The 17,401-nt window shown below is 66.4% G+C and carries 16 protein-coding genes and 1 tRNA gene; 7 read left to right on the plus strand and 10 right to left on the minus strand.

Annotation, left to right across the window (positions count from 1 at the left end):
* The first annotated feature begins 1 nt into the window (after position 1).
* Entirely contained in the window at positions 2-3,385 is a 3,384-nt protein-coding gene (locus A5695_RS17340) for a pyruvate carboxylase (protein ID WP_068084585.1), read from the plus strand.
* Positions 3,386-3,571: 186 nt separating this feature from the next.
* On the opposite strand, the gene A5695_RS17345 is transcribed toward A5695_RS17340, so the two are convergent.
* Positions 3,572-3,958 carry a DUF2237 family protein gene (locus A5695_RS17345; RefSeq protein WP_068084588.1) on the minus strand — a complete coding sequence of 129 codons (387 nt, stop codon included), beginning with the start codon at positions 3,956-3,958 and terminating at the stop codon, positions 3,572-3,574.
* 298 nt (positions 3,959-4,256) lie between these two features.
* On the opposite strand from A5695_RS17345, the gene A5695_RS17350 reads away from it, so the two are divergent.
* The 4 genes from A5695_RS17350 to A5695_RS28690 all read left to right on the plus strand — a co-directional run bounded on the left by A5695_RS17350 (position 4,257) and on the right by A5695_RS28690 (position 8,222).
* Complete coding sequence (locus tag A5695_RS17350; RefSeq protein WP_068084591.1) at positions 4,257-5,390, plus strand: 1,4-beta-xylanase; 1,134 nt, start codon at positions 4,257-4,259, stop codon at positions 5,388-5,390.
* A gap of 84 nt (positions 5,391-5,474) precedes the next feature.
* Positions 5,475-7,103 (plus strand): DUF4185 domain-containing protein, encoded by a 1,629-nt coding sequence (locus A5695_RS17355; protein WP_068084594.1) that lies wholly within the window; start codon positions 5,475-5,477, stop codon positions 7,101-7,103.
* An 80-nt stretch (positions 7,104-7,183) separates the two neighbouring features.
* Positions 7,184-7,651, plus strand: coding sequence for a hypothetical protein (locus A5695_RS30335; protein ID WP_369830205.1), 468 nt, complete (start codon positions 7,184-7,186; stop codon positions 7,649-7,651).
* A gap of 40 nt (positions 7,652-7,691) precedes the next feature.
* Positions 7,692-8,222: a hypothetical protein gene (locus tag A5695_RS28690; protein ID WP_156749715.1), complete on the plus strand. Its 531-nt coding sequence runs from the start codon at positions 7,692-7,694 to the stop codon at positions 8,220-8,222.
* A 21-nt stretch (positions 8,223-8,243) separates the two neighbouring features.
* Here A5695_RS28690 and A5695_RS17360 read toward each other — a convergent pair whose 3' ends face one another.
* On the minus strand, positions 8,244-9,590 hold the full coding sequence (locus tag A5695_RS17360; RefSeq protein WP_231974882.1) for a hypothetical protein: 1,347 nt from the start codon (positions 9,588-9,590) through the stop codon (positions 8,244-8,246).
* 249 nt (positions 9,591-9,839) lie between these two features.
* Here A5695_RS17360 and A5695_RS17365 point away from each other — a divergent pair, with 249 nt between their 5' ends.
* Complete coding sequence (locus tag A5695_RS17365) at positions 9,840-11,030, plus strand: integrase core domain-containing protein (RefSeq protein ID WP_068084602.1); 1,191 nt, start codon at positions 9,840-9,842, stop codon at positions 11,028-11,030.
* 40 nt (positions 11,031-11,070) lie between these two features.
* Here the strand turns inward: A5695_RS17365 and A5695_RS17370 are convergent.
* From A5695_RS17370 to A5695_RS17380, 3 genes are all read right to left on the minus strand, one after another.
* Positions 11,071-11,160 (minus strand) — tRNA-Ser (locus A5695_RS17370).
* A 29-nt stretch (positions 11,161-11,189) separates the two neighbouring features.
* Positions 11,190-11,648 (minus strand): nucleoside deaminase, encoded by a 459-nt coding sequence (locus A5695_RS17375; protein WP_068084605.1) that lies wholly within the window; start codon positions 11,646-11,648, stop codon positions 11,190-11,192.
* Between the two features lie 96 nt (positions 11,649-11,744).
* Positions 11,745-12,266 carry a tRNA adenosine deaminase-associated protein gene (locus A5695_RS17380; protein ID WP_067748783.1) on the minus strand — a complete coding sequence of 174 codons (522 nt, stop codon included), beginning with the start codon at positions 12,264-12,266 and terminating at the stop codon, positions 11,745-11,747.
* 135 nt (positions 12,267-12,401) lie between these two features.
* Here A5695_RS17380 and A5695_RS17385 point away from each other — a divergent pair, with 135 nt between their 5' ends.
* A complete protein-coding gene (locus A5695_RS17385) occupies positions 12,402-13,340 on the plus strand; it encodes a prephenate dehydrogenase (protein ID WP_068084608.1) in 939 nt (312 codons plus the stop codon).
* Here the strand turns inward: A5695_RS17385 and A5695_RS17390 are convergent.
* From A5695_RS17390 to A5695_RS17410, 5 genes are read right to left on the minus strand one after another with little or no spacing between them, the layout of a single operon-like run.
* Positions 13,303-13,902 carry a putative glycolipid-binding domain-containing protein gene (locus tag A5695_RS17390; RefSeq protein WP_156749716.1) on the minus strand — a complete coding sequence of 200 codons (600 nt, stop codon included), beginning with the start codon at positions 13,900-13,902 and terminating at the stop codon, positions 13,303-13,305. The genes A5695_RS17385 and A5695_RS17390 overlap by 38 nt on opposite strands.
* Entirely contained in the window at positions 13,903-14,616 is a 714-nt protein-coding gene (locus tag A5695_RS17395) for an ABC transporter permease (protein ID WP_068084611.1), read from the minus strand. It abuts the gene before it with no gap.
* Positions 14,613-15,299, minus strand: coding sequence for an ABC transporter permease (locus A5695_RS17400; RefSeq protein ID WP_068084614.1), 687 nt, complete (start codon positions 15,297-15,299; stop codon positions 14,613-14,615). Before A5695_RS17400 ends, A5695_RS17395 begins: the two co-directional genes overlap by 4 nt.
* 3 nt (positions 15,300-15,302) lie before the next feature.
* On the minus strand, positions 15,303-16,391 hold the full coding sequence (locus A5695_RS17405) for an ABC transporter ATP-binding protein (RefSeq protein WP_068084616.1): 1,089 nt from the start codon (positions 16,389-16,391) through the stop codon (positions 15,303-15,305).
* Entirely contained in the window at positions 16,388-17,335 is a 948-nt protein-coding gene (locus A5695_RS17410; protein WP_068084618.1) for an ABC transporter substrate-binding protein, read from the minus strand. Before A5695_RS17410 ends, A5695_RS17405 begins: the two co-directional genes overlap by 4 nt.
* Positions 17,336-17,401 lie beyond the last annotated feature (66 nt).

Genomic DNA, 17,401 nt, shown 5'->3' on the forward strand with positions numbered 1-17,401 from the left:
CGTGTTCGCGAAAGTTCTGGTCGCCAATCGAGGAGAGATCGCGATCCGCGCGTTTCGCGCGGCCTACGAATTGGAACTGGCCACCGTGGCGATCTACCCCTACGAGGATCGCAACTCCGTGCATCGGCTGAAAGCCGACGAGTCCTACCAGATCGGCGAGGAGGGGCACCCCGTCCGTGCCTACCTGTCGGTCGACGAGATCGTCGAAACCGCGCTGGCCTGCGGCGCCGACGCGATCTACCCCGGCTATGGCTTCCTGTCGGAGAACCCGGACCTGGCGGCGGCGTGCGCGGTGGCGGGCATCACATTCGTCGGCCCGAGCGCGGCAGTACTGGAACTCACGGGCAACAAGTCCCGGGCCGTCGCGGCGGCCCGGGAGGCCGGCCTGCCGGTGCTCGCCTCTTCGGCGCCTTCAACGTCGGTGGACGAGCTGCTGACGGCCGCCGAGTCGCTGACTTTTCCGTTGTTCGTCAAGGCGGTCGCCGGCGGCGGCGGCCGCGGCATGCGTCGGGTCGCCGACCCCGCCGCGCTGGCCGAGGCGATCGAGGCGGCGAGCCGCGAGGCCGAATCCGCGTTCGGTGACGCCTCGGTGTTCCTCGAGCAGGCGGTGCTCAACCCGCGCCACATCGAGGTCCAGGTGTTGGCCGACAACCACGGCAACGTCATCCACCTCTACGAGCGCGACTGTAGCGTCCAGCGCCGACACCAGAAGGTGATCGAGATGGCGCCGGCCCCGAACCTGGATCCCGAACTGCGCCAGCGCATTTGTTCCGACGCGGTGACCTTCGCCCGCAGCATCGGCTACACGTGCGCCGGCACGGTGGAGTTCCTGCTCGACGAACGCGGCCAGCACGTGTTCATCGAAATGAATCCGCGCATCCAGGTCGAGCACACCGTCACCGAGGAGATCACCGACGTCGACCTGGTGTCCGCCCAGCTGCGAATCGCCGGCGGCCAGAAGCTGGAAGAGATTGGCCTCAGCCAGGATTCGGTCGTCCCGCGCGGTGCGGCGTTGCAGTGCCGCATCACCACCGAGGACCCGGCCAACGGCTTCCGCCCGGACACCGGCCGCATCACCGCATACCGCACCCCGGGGGGTGCGGGCATCCGGTTGGACGGTGGCACGACGCTGGGCGCGGACGTCAGTGCGCACTTCGACTCGATGCTGATCAAGCTCACCTGCCGGGGCCGCGACTTCGCCACGGCGGTGCGCCGGGCGCGACGGGCGGTCGCGGAGTTCCGGATCCGCGGTGTCTCGACGAATATCCCGTTCCTGCAGGCGGTTCTGGACGACCCTGACTTTCAGGCCGGCCGCATCACCACATCATTCATCGAGGAGCGCCCGCAGCTGCTCACCGCGCGCAGTTCGGCCGACCGCGGCACCAAGATTCTCACGTACCTGGCCGATGTCACGGTCAACAAGCCCCACGGCGAGCGTCCCTCGACGGTGTACCCGCACGACAAGCTACCCGACATCGATTTGTCGACTGACCCGCCGGCGGGATCCAAGCAGCTTCTCGCCAACCTCGGGCCGGAGCGATTCGCAGCATGGCTGCGCGAATCGAGCGCTGTCCACGTCACGGATACCACCTTTCGCGATGCGCACCAGTCCCTGCTGGCCACGCGGGTGCGCACCAGCGGGCTGATGATGGTGGCTCCCTACATCGCACGAATGCTCCCGCAGTTGTTGTCGATCGAATGCTGGGGCGGAGCGACATACGATGTCGCGCTGCGGTTTCTGAAGGAGGACCCGTGGGAGCGGCTGGCGGCCTTGCGCGAGGCCATGCCCAATATCTGCTTGCAGATGTTGCTGCGCGGACGTAACACCGTTGGCTACACGCCCTATCCGCGGACCGTGACGACGGCGTTCGTGGAGGAAGCGACGACAACCGGCATTGACATCTTCCGGATCTTCGATGCGTTGAACAACGTCGACTCCATGCGCCCGGCGATCGACGCGGTTCGCGAGACAGGCACCGCGGTGGCCGAGGTGGCGATGTCTTACACCGGTGATCTCAGCAATCCGGCCGAAGATCTCTACACGCTTGACTATTACTTGAAGTTGGCCGACGAGATCGTCTCAACGGGTGCGCACGTGCTGGCGATCAAAGACATGGCCGGGTTATTGCGCGCGCCCGCCGCCACGACACTGGTTTCGGCGCTGAAGTCGAGGTTCGACCTCCCAGTACACGTGCACACCCACGACACGCCCGGAGGGCAGCTGGCCACCTATGCGGCCGCATGGCTCGCCGGGGCCGACGCGGTGGACGGCGCCGCGGCCCCGCTGGCAGGAACCACGAGTCAACCGGCGTTGTCTTCCATTGTGGCGGCCGCGGCACACACCCCATACGACACAGGCCTATCGCTGGAGGAGGTCTGCGCCTTAGAGCCGTATTGGGAGGCGCTGCGCAAGGTGTACGCGCCGTTCGAGTCCGGCCTGCCGGCGCCGACAGGGCGGGTGTACCGGCACGAGATCCCGGGTGGGCAGCTGTCGAACCTGCGCCAGCAGGCCATCGCGTTGGGTTTTGGTGACCGCTTCGAGGACATCGAAGACGCATACGCCGAAGCCGACGCCATCCTCGGTCGCCTGGTGAAGGTGACCCCGTCGAGCAAGGTCGTCGGGGACCTCGCGCTGGCACTGGTCGGTGCGGGCGTCAGCGCGCAAGATTTCGCCGCCGACCCCGAGCGTTACGACATCCCCGACTCGGTCATTGGCTTCCTTCGCGGGGATCTCGGCAACCCGCCTGGCGGCTGGCCCGAGCCATTGCGCACCGAGGCATTACGAGGCCGCGAGCCGGCGAAGCCGGAACAACAGCTAACGGACGCAGACAAACGGGCATTGGCAGCGGCGGGCAGCGAGCGCCAGGCGGCGCTGAATCGGCTGCTGTTCCCCGGGCCGACGAAGGAGCTCGCGGATCATCGTGAGCAGTACGGCGACACGTCGCGCCTGAGCGCAAATCAGTTCTTTTACGGGCTTCGCCAAGGCGACGAACATCGAGTCGAATTGGAGCGCGGCGTGGAGCTGCTCATCGGCCTGGAAGCCATCTCGGATGCGGACGAGCGCGGCATGCGTACCGTGATGTGCATCCTCAACGGGCAGTTGCGTCCCATCGTGGTGCGTGACCGTAGTATCGCCTCGGACGTGCCCGCAGCCGAAAAAGCCGACCGTAACAACCCCGACCATGTCGGCGCCCCGTTCGCCGGCGTCGTCACGGTGACCGTCGATGTCGGCGCCGAAGTCGAAGCCGGCCAGACGATCGCGACGATCGAGGCGATGAAGATGGAGGCTGCGGTAACCACCCCCAAGGCCGGAACGGTGGACAGAATCGCTGTCTCGCAAACCGCCCAGGTCGAAGGCGGTGACCTCTTGGTCGTAGTCAGCTAGCGTTCTCCGATCATGGCGCCGGGCCCGGGCCCCGGCCATCTGGTAGGGGGCGAGATTGGCTCCAGCGCAAGTTATTTCGTCGACGGTCGGTGCGTCGACCGGGTTGGCGATGGGGACTTATCCTCTCTTCGAAGTGTCGTCGAAGAGAAATATGACCCAGCGTCCGGGTGTCGGTCCGCCGTGGCCCTACAGGTTCGCCAAGTCGTCGGGCACGTCGACCTTGTGTTCCTCCAACGTCTGAAGCGGCACCACCTCCAGCGTGCGCTCGTGCGTGGAGGCCAGCACCACCGGCGCTGCGCAGCCATCCTGGTGCGCCCGAAGCCAGTTCAACGCGGTGACGCACCAGCGGTCGCCCGGGAGCAGGCCGGGGAACCGGTATTCGGGGACCGGTGTCAGCAAGTCATTGCCGATGGAACGCTGGTGCTCGAGGAATTCGGTGGTCATGACCGCACAGATCGTGTGCCGGCCGATGTCCTCCGGGCCCGTCGAGCAACAGCCGTCGCGGTAGTAACCGGTGAGTGGCTCCGTGCCGCACGGTTCCAGCGGACCGCCTAATACGTTTCGATCGGGCACGGTTTCAGTATCGCGCTCTCGGGGGGAAAGTTTGAAGTAACTTTGCCGTCTCCGCCGGGGCTAATTCACCCGGACCGGCCCCGCTATCCGGTCATCCAAGCAATCTGCGCCTGACGGTATCGGCCTTGGACACACGTTGACGCGATCATGATCTTCACCGATTACGGCCGCAAGTTGCGCTAGCCGGGACCGAGCCGGCGGGCGCCAGGTGACGGGGGGATAACAATTCGCCCGTCAAGCTGGCGCGACGCGCTGAGCAAATCCCGGGGAAATCGCCGGGAAAATTTATGGTCACATCGTGCAACGACGAACGGCCCTCAAGCTGCCGCTTTTGCTGGCAGCAAGCACCGCGCTCACCCGGGTGCCACGCGCCTCGGCGGAGGAGGCGGGCCGATGGCCCGCCGAACGCGCCAACCGTTGGTATCAGGCGCAGGGCTTCCTGGTCGGGTCCAACTACATCACCTCGAACGCGATCAACCAGCTGGAGATGTTTCAGCCCGACACTTTCGATCCCCGGCGGATCGACGCCGAACTCGGCTGGGCCAGGTTCTACGGACACAACACCGCCCGGGTGTTCCTGCACGATCAGCTCTGGGCGCAGGATCAGCGGGGTTTTCAGACGCGGCTGGCTCAGTTCGTCGACATCGCCGCGCGGCATCGCATCAAGCCGCTGTTCGTCTTCTTCGATTCGTGTTGGGATCCGGCGCCGAGGGCGGGCCGGCAGCGCGCGCCGAGGCCCGGCGTGCACAACTCGGGCTGGGTACAAAGCCCGGGCGCCGAACGCCTCGGCGATCCCCGTTATGCGCCCGTCATGCGCGACTATGTCACCGGTGTGTTGACGCAGTTCCGCACCGACGACCGCATCCTGGGGTGGGACCTGTGGAACGAGCCCGACAATCCGGCGAAGGTGTACCGGAGCACCGAGCGCAGCGATAAGGAACAGCTCGTCGGTAACCTGCTCCCCCAGGTGTTCCGGTGGGCGCGCGCCGTCGATCCCAGCCAGCCACTTACCAGTGGTGTGTGGCGCGGCGACTGGGGACAACCCCAGGGGCGCAGCGCCATCAGCGACATCCAGCTCGCCAATTCCGACGTGGTCACGTTCCATTCCTATGCCGAACCCGGCGGCTTCGAGTCCCGAATCGGCGAGCTTGCCCCGCTGGGCAGGCCGATGCTGTGCACCGAGTACATGGCCAGGCCCCGGGGCAGCACCGTGGAGGGAATTCTGCCAATCGCCAAGCGCCACAACGTCGGCGCCATCAACTGGGGCCTGGTGGCAGGGAAAACCCAGACCTACTTCCCGTGGGAATCGTGGGACCACCCATACACCGCGATTCCGAAGGTCTGGTTCCACGACCTGCTCCGCCCCGACGGCCGGCCCTTCCAGGACACCGAAGCGCTGACGACACGGAAGCTTGCCGGGAGCCAGGCCTAGAGACTGGCGCCGTCGGGCCTAGCCGGATTTGTGGTTGACCGCCCCTTCTGCGTTAGTAGCGTTGAGCCGCAGAAGGGGGCGGCGATGACTCTGACTCATCTGAGCGAACCAGAGCTGATCGCCTCGGCTGGGGGCGACCCGTGGGCCATCAATATGAGCCTGCAGGCGGGTAGCCCGTTTCAAATCTCACGCCTGGCCGAAGCGTTTTATGCCGCGGGCCGACACACCGCCGAAGCCGACCATGCCTTCCAGATAGCCCAGAAGCGCTTCGGTGAGTCGTGGAACCACCAAAACGGCGACAACCCGATCAACGACTCTGCAGAAGTGCAGCGGCTGACGAAATCCCTTGGGGCGCAATCGGAGCAATTGCCCAAGATCGGCGCTGACTTGGAAAGCATCGCGGCCGCACTGGCCGACGCGCAGAAGCAGGGTGCCGCTGAGATCGCGACCTTGGACCATCAGTTGCATTGGCTCGACGAACTTTATGGCGCCGCGCAAGCGGACCTGCGGGATCCCACCCTGCAGCCGAAGGAGGTAGCGAAACTGCACATGATCATGGACGCTGCCCACGCCGACGCCGTGGACGACGTCCGCGACGCGGTGAAGCAGATGAATTCGATCCGCAACGCCTACTCCGACACCCTGCACAAAGCGCTGGGCTCTTTGCACACCGACGGGTACGACCCACCCCCGAACGTCGACGACACGTTGGAACAGCCATTACGCGGGTCGGTGAGGAATCTCGGCCCGATCGCCGGGACCGGAGCGATTCCGGGTATTCCGGGTACTGGGGCCGCGGATCTGGGGGAGGTCGTCGAGGTGCCGGGCCAGCCCGGAAGATTCCTTGCGATCTTCGGAGATTCGTTCACTGGCAACAAAGTCGGCGAGGGGCAGCATTACCGCTCCGTCGCCGTGCCGGTGACTTTCGACGCCGACGGACGCCCGCACTGCGGAGCCCCGCTGACCGGACCCAAAGACAGTGGTAACGAGCTCTTCCCCATCCCCAAAGAGGCGCAGGGCGTCACAGACACGCTGCCCGCGGGCACTATCACCGCGGGCGGCAAAACATACATGATGGTGACGGGCACCAAGGACAATCTTCAACCCGTAGCGTCGTGGCTGGTGGAGATCAATGGGGACCCGGGCAAGGGATGGAACATGGTGGGGGGCTCATACCGCTCGGCGGGAGACGCGCCCAGTCAGGTCAGCGGTTACAAGGGCTCAGACGGCAAGGTTTACATTGCCGCTGATTCCTTCGACCGCAGCCAAGGGGTCACCATGTACCGCGCAGATCCTGACCAAGTGTGGGATCGCAAGAGTTGGCAGCCGTGGACCGGGACTGATTGGGGAAAAGCCGGGGAAATCGCCACTACTACAGTTACCGGCCCGGCAACTCGGTTCGGCGAACTTAGTTTCCGCGAGATTGGTGGACAGCCGGTCTTCTCAGGGTTCAATGCGACTGCCGGTCCAGGAGCAGTCCAGCTCTACATGGGTGGGCCTGATGGGAATCCGACTGACATCTTCAACAATAGTCCGGTCACCGTCGCCCGTAACGACCTGAACCAAACTCCCATTTCGGTCTTCCAACCCTACGGAGGATACATCCTGCCGAATTCAACGTTGAACGGCGTCAACCTTTTCGTCAGCCAATGGAACACCGACTTAAACGTTCCGTACGATGTTCAGCAGGTCCAGGTCAATCCGGCGCCGTAGCCGACCTACACACAATGAACTCGCATGACAGGCTGCCCATGATCCCGAAAGTATTCGTCGCGTCGGCCGTAGTCACGGCGATGGTCAGCGCTTGCAACGCTCAAGCCGATCCGCCATCGTTTCCCGATTTAAGCGGCTACGCACCCGTTAACCCTGCCGACTATGCGATCACTTATCCGAACTCCGGCAGGCCGACGCCGATCCAGGTGGTCGCATTCCTAACCCCGGACGGCGTGGCATGTGCGTTCGGAAACCCGCTATCAGCAGGCTGCACTGGCAACAATCTTCCGGGCTTGCCCCCGGCGGCTCCCTCATCTAGCGGAGTGCCGCGACTCATTTCCATAAGTACCGGCTTGGCACCGCGACCGACGGGGACGCGCATCGATACGAATGGACAATCGCCGAGGACCTTACCGCCGTTTCACACCATTACGGTAAACGGCGTTATTTGCGGAGTGGATGACTCCGGGATGACCGCGTGCAAAGACCCGCAAGGACGCGGATTCGTGCTCTCTCCGCACGGGTCCGCCTGGCTGCCCCACGTGTAGGGGCAGATGGATCGAGGCATATGCGCCCCAAACCCGCACCGTGCAGATCATTTCGGCGACTCCGTCATCGCCGGTGTGGCTGGAATTTTCGCATTTATTGCGGGGCGCTGTCATGTGCTTACCCATCTCGGCCGCCGACTCGCCCACATTTCCCGACATCAACAGCTTCACGCCAGTCAATGTCGCAGACTACACAATAGGGCTCCCTAACACGGGCCGAACACCTCTCAACACCGTATATTTCCTGACGCCCGACGGTAGAACGTGTGACTTTTTCTCCGGCCAGGCTCAATGCACTGGTAACAATTTTCCCGGTGTACCGGCTGCCACCGAATCAGGCACGGTGAATGCAATTGGAACCACATCTGGGCTCAGTCAAACCAACGACCCGATTGCTGCTAACGGCCGCGTTTACGGGCATCCACTCAAGACGCTGCCGCCATTTCACTCCATCACTGTCGACGGTGTGATTTGCGGCGTCGACAATTCAGGGATGACCGCACGCAAAGACCCACAGGGGCGTGGCTTTGTGCTGTCGCCGAAGGGCTCCGGCTGGTTGCCGCATGTGTGAAGGGCCGGCGGATATCGGTTCTCATACGGCCTTGATCCTGCGAACCGTTTCGGCGACGAGCTCGTCGAGGGTGCTGAGCGGCAGGGGCGGCGTGTCCCCCTTGAACAGCCACCCGCCAGCGCTCGAGCTGCTGACGACGATCAGTCCCCGTACCTGGGTGACCCTCAGCGCCTCGACGCCCTCACCACACATGCCGTGTCCGCGGACGTCAACCTCGCGCATCCACCGGTGGGTTAACCGCACGGTGTCCTCGCCTTCGGCGAAAGCCGAATCCGCCTGGAGGGTTTGGCGGTTCTCCCGGTCCCCGCAGACTGCCGGCTTCTCTGCCAAATGCGCGGTGCACGTGTCGATTTCGCGCCGGAGATCGGCCAGGAAGTCGTCGCCGGCATGCGCCCGGCCGATCGTGACTTTGGGCCGGGGCGGTTTCCCCGGCGTGTCCCATTTTGACTGGTCGAAGTCCTGCCAGCCCGCCAGAGGGTCGTAGCGCGGGGCGGGGACGTGGCCACCGGAGGGGCAGAGCGACCACAACGCGCCGCCCGGCTCGTCGGTGAGGCGGCCGTTGCCAACGGATTCGGTATCGATGCCGGCCTCCGTGCGCAGCGCCGGAAGGAGCGCCGAGACTTGGGCCTGCGTCCAATCGGAAAGCAGCGGCGGCAACGCCGAGCGCGGGCGCGGTCGTCCTGCCGCGCCGATCAGTTGCGACAGAACGTGGTTACGCGAGGCCGCCGACGGATCGGGGCTGCTATACCACGCCTGCACGGTTACCCCGCTGGGAAGCAGCGTCGCTGCCATATTGACGATGGAGGGCCATTGCAGGCTGGTGTCGCCCGACTGATATTGCGTCAGCTTTTCGCGGGATGCCCCGATCAGCCAGCCTTGGATGCCGTCGCTGTCCATCGAGTTGGCAGTCGCCCACATGGGGCATCGACGAACCCAAGCGGCCATGGCAGCCGATATGTCGTCACCAGCGCTCGCGACGGCGAACCGCATCCGAACGAAATCTCCGCCGTTTCCGGCGAATTGACCGCTCGCGGAATGGCCATTGGCGCCTCTGGCAGGGCTGTATTCGACATCCAGTTCCGGCTTGTCAATCGCTCCAAACCTCGGGAGACGTTGGCACTCTTCGGGGGTGGACGCTCGACCCCAAAAGGGGGGCTCGGCCCCGAAGCCGGGACGGGGCTGGTAGACGGCGACGTCGCCGAAGGGGTTGTCCTGAACGTCGGCCAGCCCGGGGACGCAGCGCGCCAGCCGATCCGCTGCGCAATCCCCGCCTTCCGTCGGTGCGGCCGTGAGCGTCGCCCGACTCGAGGTCGAATCCCGCTTGTGGTGGATGCAGGCACTCGAGGCGGTCAGGAGCACCGCGACCACGCCAAGCCTCGCGGCGGCCCGAACGAAACCCCCAACAGCCGGCGCCACGGGCCGCACTTTACGTCACTGGTGTGGTCGAGACGGTCTGCCGCGCACGGCATGCTCATTCGGGGGATGGAACGCGCGGAGCGGCCCTCCCCCGCCGTAGCAGGTGAAGGTCTTTGGCGGTGGCGGAGGTGTGTGGTTTCAGGACATGCGAATAGGGTGTCTCATGAGATCGGAATAGGTTGATGGGCCGACGTTGGGCGGGTGTCCAAGGCTCGCCTGGTTATCACCGCAGTCATCGTCGAGGGTCGTAGCCAATCTGAGGTCTCACGCGAGTATGGGGTCTCGCAAGGGTGGATCTCGCGGCTGGTGGCGCGTTATCACCGCGAGGGCGAGGCGGCTTTCGCCCCGCGCTCACGTCGGCCGCACTCCAGCCCGACACGGTTGCCGCAGTCGACCATTGACTTGATCGTGGCGTTGCGTGGGCAACTCTTGGACCAAGGGCTCGACCACGGTCCGCACACCATCGCCTGGCACCTACACCACCACCACGCGCTGGCGGTGTCGGTGGCCTCGATCCACCGGCACCTACGCGCTGCCGGCCTGATCACCCCCACCCCGCAGAAGCGACCCAAATCCTCCTACCTACGCTTTGCCGCCGAACAACCCAACGAACGCTGGCAAGCCGACTTCACCCACTGGTGGCTCGCTGAGGGCACCCATGTCGAAATCCTCAACTGGCTCGACGACCACGCCCGCTACGCACTCTCTGTCACCGCACACCGCCGCGTCACCGGCCCCATCGTGGCCTCCACATTCCGCAAAGCCTGCGCCACCCACGGCATTCCGGCCTCCACCTTGACCGACAACGGCATGGTGTTCACCACCCGCTTCTCCGGCGGCAAAGGCGGACGCAACCACCTCGAACACGAACTACACAACCTCGGGGTCCTCCAGATCAACTCCACCCCAGGCCATCCGACCACCTGCGGAAAAGTGGAGCGCTTCCACCAGACCCTCAAGAAATGGCTCACCGGCCAACCCCGAGCCACCACCCTCAACCACCTGCAGACCCAACTCAACGCCTTCGTCGAGATCTACAACCGCCACCGCCCACACCGCGAACTACCCCACCGAGCCACCCCGGCCACCGCCTACAGCGCCCGCCCCAAAGCCACCCCCGGCAAACGCCTCGACACCCACAACCGGGTACGCACCGACCGCATCGACCAATTCGGAAAACTCACCCTGCGCCACGCCGGCCGACTCCACCACATCGGCATCGGCCGAACCCACGCCCGCACCCGCGTCCTGGTGCTCGTCCAAGACCTCAACATCAAAATCATCAACGCCGCCACCGGCGACACCCTCCGCCAGCTAACCCTCGACCCCACCAGGGACTACCAACCCCGCGGCACCCCCACCGGCCACCCAAAAAACAAGCCCGAACCCTAAACGAGGGTTCGGACCTATTCCGATGTCTTGAGACATCACATGGCGGTGGCGGAGGGATTTGAACCCTCGGACGGTGTTAGCCGTCACACGCTTTCGAGGCGTGCTCCTTAGGCCGCTCGGACACGCCACCGCGGAGCAGCTTACCGAACCGTCGGCCCCTTACCCCAATCGTTGGCGGGCGAAGAAGGCCTCCAGCGGTGCGGCGCACTCTTCGGCCAGTACGCCGCCGCGCACTTCCGGCCGATGGTTGAGCCGCCGATCGCGAACCACGTCCCACAGCGATCCGACCGCGCCCGTCTTGGGTTCCCACGCGCCGAACACCAGCCGGCGGACGCGGGCCAGGACCAACGCGCCTGCGCACATGGTGCAGGGTTCGACGGTGACGGCCAGGGTGGCGCCCTCCAGCCGCCAGCCGTCGCCGAGCGCGCCGGCCGCCGCCCGCAGCGCCAAGATCTCGGCGTGCGCGGTGGGATCGCCGAGGGCCTCCCGGGCGTTGACCGCGCGGGCCAGTTCGGTTCCGTCGGCGTCGATGACCACCGCGCCGATGGGCACGTCGCGAGGTCCCGCCGTGGCGGCCACCGCCAACGCGGCGCGGATCAGGGCCTCGTCAGCGATCACCGGCGCCTCCGATGGCGGCGACCCGCAGCGCCCGGCAGCCTCATTAGTGGCGACCCGCAGCGCCCGACTCCGCGATCGCCACGGCCGCGCTCGCGATCACCGACCGATGCGGTCGATCACGGCCGACAGCTGGTCGGCGAAGCCCATCTCCCGGGCGATGCGGCCGAGCTGCTCGTCCGCGTACAGGTCGGCCTCGTCGAGGATGACGCCCAGCACCGCCTCCGGCAGCCCGATGTCGGACAGCAACCCCAGGTCGCCCTCCTCGAACGGGTCGGAATCTTCCAGGTCTTCTGGGTCGATGTCGGCGTCCAGCTTGTCGAGCACTTCGGCGGCGATGTCGTAGTCCAGGGCGGCGGTGGCGTCCGACAGCAGCAGCCGGGTCCCCGACGGCGCGGGCCGCACGATCACGAAGAACTCGTCATCCACGTCGAGGAGCCCGAACACGGCGCCGGCGCTGCGCAATTCCCGCAGCTCCGTCTCGGCGGCCTTGAGGCTCATCAGGGATTTACGCGCCATCGGAGAACACCGCCACTGGCCCTCTTCGCGCACGACCGCCACGCCGAAACCGTCCGGCGTGTCGGCCGACAGGCCTTGGGCTGGGGCCCGTTGTGCTCCCATGGCCGCTTACGGTAGTCGCAGACCAGGCCGCCTGACCAGACGGAGCCCGACGCGCCATCATCTGGACGCACCGCCGCCGCCGGATTGTGCCAACCTTGGTCTGTGGCTAGCCCTCTTTCTCAAACACCGGTCTGTGTGCTCGGTCTGGGGCTGATCGGGGGCTCGATCATGCGGGCCGCCACGGCGGCGGGCCGGGAAGTGTTCGGCTACAACCGGTCGGTGGAGGGCGCAAAGATGGCCGCCGCCGACGGGTTCGACGCCACCACCGATCTCACCGCGACGCTGACTCGCGCCGCGGACACCGGGGCGCTGATCGTCCTGGCGGTGCCCATGCCGGCGATGGCCGGCATGCTGGCCCACATCGGCGAACTGGCCGCGGGCTGCCCGTTGACCGACGTCACCAGCGTCAAACGGGCGGTGCTCGACGAGGTCGTCGCGGCCGGTCTGCAGGAACGTTTCGTCGGGGGCCACCCGATGGCGGGCACCGCCCACTCGGGGTGGGCCGCCGGCGACCCCGGCCTGTTCGCCAGGGCGCCGTGGGTGGTCAGCGTGGACGACGACGTCGACCCCGGGGTGTGGTCGCTGGTGATGACGCTGGCGCTGGACTGCGGCGCGGTGGTGGTGCCGGCCAAGTCCGACGACCACGACGCCGCGGCCGCCGCCATCTCGCACCTGCCGCACCTGCTCGCCGAGGCCCTGGCGGTCATCGCCGGGGAGGTGCCGCTGGCATTCGCGCTGGCCGCCGGGTCTTTTAGGGACGGGACGCGGGTGGCGGCGACCGCCCCCGACCTGGTACGGGCGATGTGCGAGAGCAACACCGACCAGCTGATACCGGCGGCCGACCGCGTGATCGAGCTCCTGAGCCGGGCCCGCGAGTCGCTGGTCGCGAACAATACGGTGGCCGAACTCGTCGAGGCCGGCCACGCCGCCCGCACGCGCTACGACAGCTTCCCGCGTTCGGACATCTTCCATGTCGTCATCGGCGCCGAGAACTGGCGCGAGGAATTGGCCGCCGCCGGCCGGGCGGGCGGGGTGATCAGATCCGCTCTGCCAAGCCTGGATAGTCGACGATGAACCCCTCTTCGTCGACACTGACGACGGTGTCGGCGACCGGCGAGCGCAGCTTGATGCCTTCGAGGCTGCCGGAGCTGGTGTAGCTCACGATGTCCGGCGTGATGGACATGTCGGGCAGGTTGACATAGACCACCGGCAACGTCACCGAGTCCGCCTGTTCGTGCAGGCTGCGCCGCCGGATGGGCAACGCGTTGAAGAACGGGCTGAACACCACGTCGCAGTCGAGTGCACCGTTGTACGCCGCGCGGTGCTCACCCTGATGGTCGGTGACCAGCCACATGTTCTCTTCGTCGCGGGCGATGGACAACACCCGTTCGCGTTCGGCCAGCGTGACCGTCATGCCGAGGCGCTTGGTGGCGCCGGTCTCGTCGGTCTGCAGGTCGTAATACGCGCCGAACGCCGGGTTGGTTTCGGTGGCTGCCGCGACGATGCGGCCGTTGGCCTTGATCCTCTTGCCGGACACCTGGACTCGTACCGATTCCATCCGCGATACGTCCTGTGCACGCCAAGTGAGCATCGCCTGCCACACGCGCCGAGTCGAATCAGAGGAATCTGCGTTCACTCACCTACCGTAAATCGTGCCGGCGAAGCGCGATGAAAGTGTCCGATAAGTGTGGCGCAGTCGACCGCTGCCCGGCACCGAGACCCACACTGCCCACGCCAACAGCCCGTCGAGCGCGAGCGCCAAGGCGGCCACCATCAAGGCGCCGACCAGGGCGAGGTGGAATTCGCGCTCCTTGATGCCGTCGATGAGGTAGCGGCCCAGCCCGCCGAGGCTGGCGTAGGCCGCGACGGTTGCGGTGGCGACCACCTGCAGCGTCGCGTTGCGCAGGCCGCCCAGGATCAGGGGCAGCGCGTTGCGCGTCTCCACCCACAGCACCTGGGCCTCCGTCATGCCCATCGCGCGGGCGGCGTCGACCACGATCGGCTCGACGTTGGCGATGCCCGCGTAGGTGCCGGCCAGCAGCGCCGGCACACCCAGCAGCATCAGGGCGACCAGAGGCGGACCGATGCCCAACCCGAACAGCAGCGTGCCGAGCAGCAGCACGCCCAGCGTCGGCAGTGCGCGCAGGCCGTTGACCGCGCCCACCACCAGCAGCGTGCCGCGGCCGGTGTGCCCGATGATCAGCCCGACGGGGACGGCGATCAGGGCCGAGGCGCCGATCGCGACGACTGTGTACTCCAGATGCTCCAGGATGCGCGCCGCGAGCCCGACCGGCCCGGTCCAGTTCTCGGCGGTCAACAGAAACGAGACGGCCCGCGCCAGGAAGTTCATCGCGCGCCCCCCACGATCGGAGCGACCACCGACCGGCGGCGCGACGCCCGCCCGGCGCGTTCCCACGGCGTGATCAGCCGACCCGCCACCATGATCAGCGCGTCGATGACGACCGCCAGCACCAAGAGCGCGATGATGCCGGCCAGGATCTGGTCGCTCTTGTTGGTCTGATAGCCCTCGGTGAACCACGTACCCAGGCCGCCGATGCCGATCACCGAGCCCACCGAGACCATCGCGATGTTGGTGACCACCACCACCCGCAACCCGGCCACAAGAACCGGAACAGACAGCGGCAGTTCAACTTTCAGCAAGCGGCTCAGCGGCGCGTACCCGACCGCGGTGGCGGCGTCACGCACCTGCGCCGGCACCGCGTCGAGCGCCTCGAGGACCGCGCGCACCAACAGCGCGGCGGTGTAGGCCGACAGCGCGACGATGACGTTGGCCTCGTCGAGGATGCGGGTGCCGATGATCATCGGCAAGACCACGAACAAAGCGAGCGACGGGATGGTGAACACGACGCTCGCGGTCGCCGTCGTCAGCCGACGCGCACCCGGCGCACGCTGCACCCCCGCCCCCAGCGGGACGGCGATCGCCAATCCGATCAGCACCGGCACCAACGACAGCCGCAGATGAACGATGGTCAGGGCCCAGGCGTCGTCGAGGTGGGTGAGCAGGTAGTGCATGCGTCACTCCCGCCGCCGGGCTTCCGCCGCGGCAAATACGTCACCGGCCCGCACGCCGCCGATGACGCTGCCGGCGTCGTCCACGGCGAGGCCCACCCCCGACGGCGACGACAGCGCGGCATCCAGCGCGTGGCTGAGATTCCCACCCGGACGAAACAGTGAGCCGACGGCGCTCATGCTCTCCGACAACGACGCGCCGGCACGATGCCGGCGCAGGCCGTTGGTGTCGATCCAGCCCATCGGTGCGTGTGCGCTGTCCACCACCACCGCCCAACCGTCGGCAGGGGTCTCGGGCAGATCGGCCGCGGGGATGCACTGCACACCGTGCAGCGGCAGGCCGGCCGCGTCGATGAGTTGCAGCCATCGATAGCCGCGGCCGAGGCCGATGAACCTCGCGACGAAGTCGTTGGCAGGCCGCGACAGCAGGCGCGCGGGTTCGTCGTACTGCTGCAGCGTGCCGGCCCGGAAGACGGCTACCTGGTCGGCTAGCTTGAGCGCTTCGTCAATGTCGTGGGTGACGAACACGATCGTCTTGCGCAATTCGCTTTGCAGACGCAGGATTTCGTTCTGCAGGTCAAGGCGCACCACCGGGTCGACCGCCGAGAATGGCTCGTCCATCAACAAGATGGGCGGGTCGGCGGCCAGTGCACGCGCCACGCCGACGCGTTGTTGCTCACCGCCGGACAGTTGCGCGGGATAGCGGGTGGCGAGCTTGGTGTCCAGCCCGACGCGTTCGAGCACCCCGTAGGCGGCGTCCCGGGCCAACCGCCGGGGCTTCCCCTTCAGCACCGGAACCGTTGCGACGTTGTCGATCACCCGCAGATGCGGCATCAGGCCGGCGTGCTGCATCACATAGCCGATTCCGAGGCGCAGCCGCACCGGGTCCAGGGTGGACACGTCCACCCCGTCCACGGTGATGGCGCCGGAAGTCGGCTCGATCATGCGGTTGACCATGCGCAGGGCGGTGGTTTTACCGCTGCCCGACGAACCGACGAACACGGTCAGCTTTCCGGTGGGGATCACCAGGCTGAGCTGGTCCACCGCGGTGGTTCCGTCGGCGAATGCCTTGCTGACGTTATCGAAGACGATCATTGTCCGACCGGATGGTTGAAGCCATTGTCCCGCAACCAGTTCCGCGCGGCCTGGTCGGGGTCGATCCCGGCGTTTCCCGACACCGCGGCGTTGAGGCCGGCCACCCCCGTGGTGGTCAGCTTCGCCGACACCGCGTCCAGCACCTGCTTGAGCCGATCCGACTTCTTCTGCGAATTGACCAGCGGCACAATGTTGCCGGCGATGAAATTGTGTTCCGGATCCTCGAGCACCACCAGATGGTTTTGCGGGATTGCGGGGGATGTGGTGAACACGTTGGCGGCGTTGACCCTTCCTTCCACCAGAGCGCGCACCGTCACCGCGCCGCCACCGTCGTTGATCGCGACGAAGCTACCAGGCCTGATGTCGAGGCCGTATTTCTGCCGCAGCCCCGGCAGGCCGGCCGGTCGGCTGGCGAACGCGGACGGCGCCCCGAACCTCACGTCCGACGAGTGCGCCGCCAGGTCGGCGATTGTCTTCAGCTTCCACGAATTAGCGGTCCCGTCGGTCACGGTCACCGTGTCGGTGTCGGCGGCGGGTGACGGGGTGAGGATGGCGAGGTCGCCGGGAAGTTTGCGGTCGAGCTCCAACTCGACGGCATCGAGCACGGTCGCCGGCGACTCCGGCTCGAAGTAGAGCAGCAGGTTGCCGATGTACTCCGGCACCAGGTCGATGGAATGGTCTTTGAGCGCGGGGATATAGGTCTCCCGGCTGCCGATGCCCATCCGTCGGCCGACCTCGAAACCGTTGGCCTGCAATGCTTGTGCGTATATCTCGGCGATGATGTGTGATTCCGGGAAGTCGCCGGATCCCACCACGATGGATTTCGGGCTGCCGACCTCGGCACCCAGCGGGTCGGAGCTGCTACACGCGGCGAGAACACCGATCGCCGTGAGCAACACCGCCGCTTGGACGGTCGCGCGGTGCGTGCGCGACGGCATCCTCATACCGCCGACAGTAACGTCAGAATCCGTCCTGCGCTGGAACCAATCGGGCCGGTTGCGCTGCGTGGT

The organism is Mycobacterium sp. E1747 (assembly GCF_001667775.1).
In the GTDB taxonomy this organism is placed as follows: Bacteria; Actinomycetota; Actinomycetes; order Mycobacteriales; family Mycobacteriaceae; genus Mycobacterium.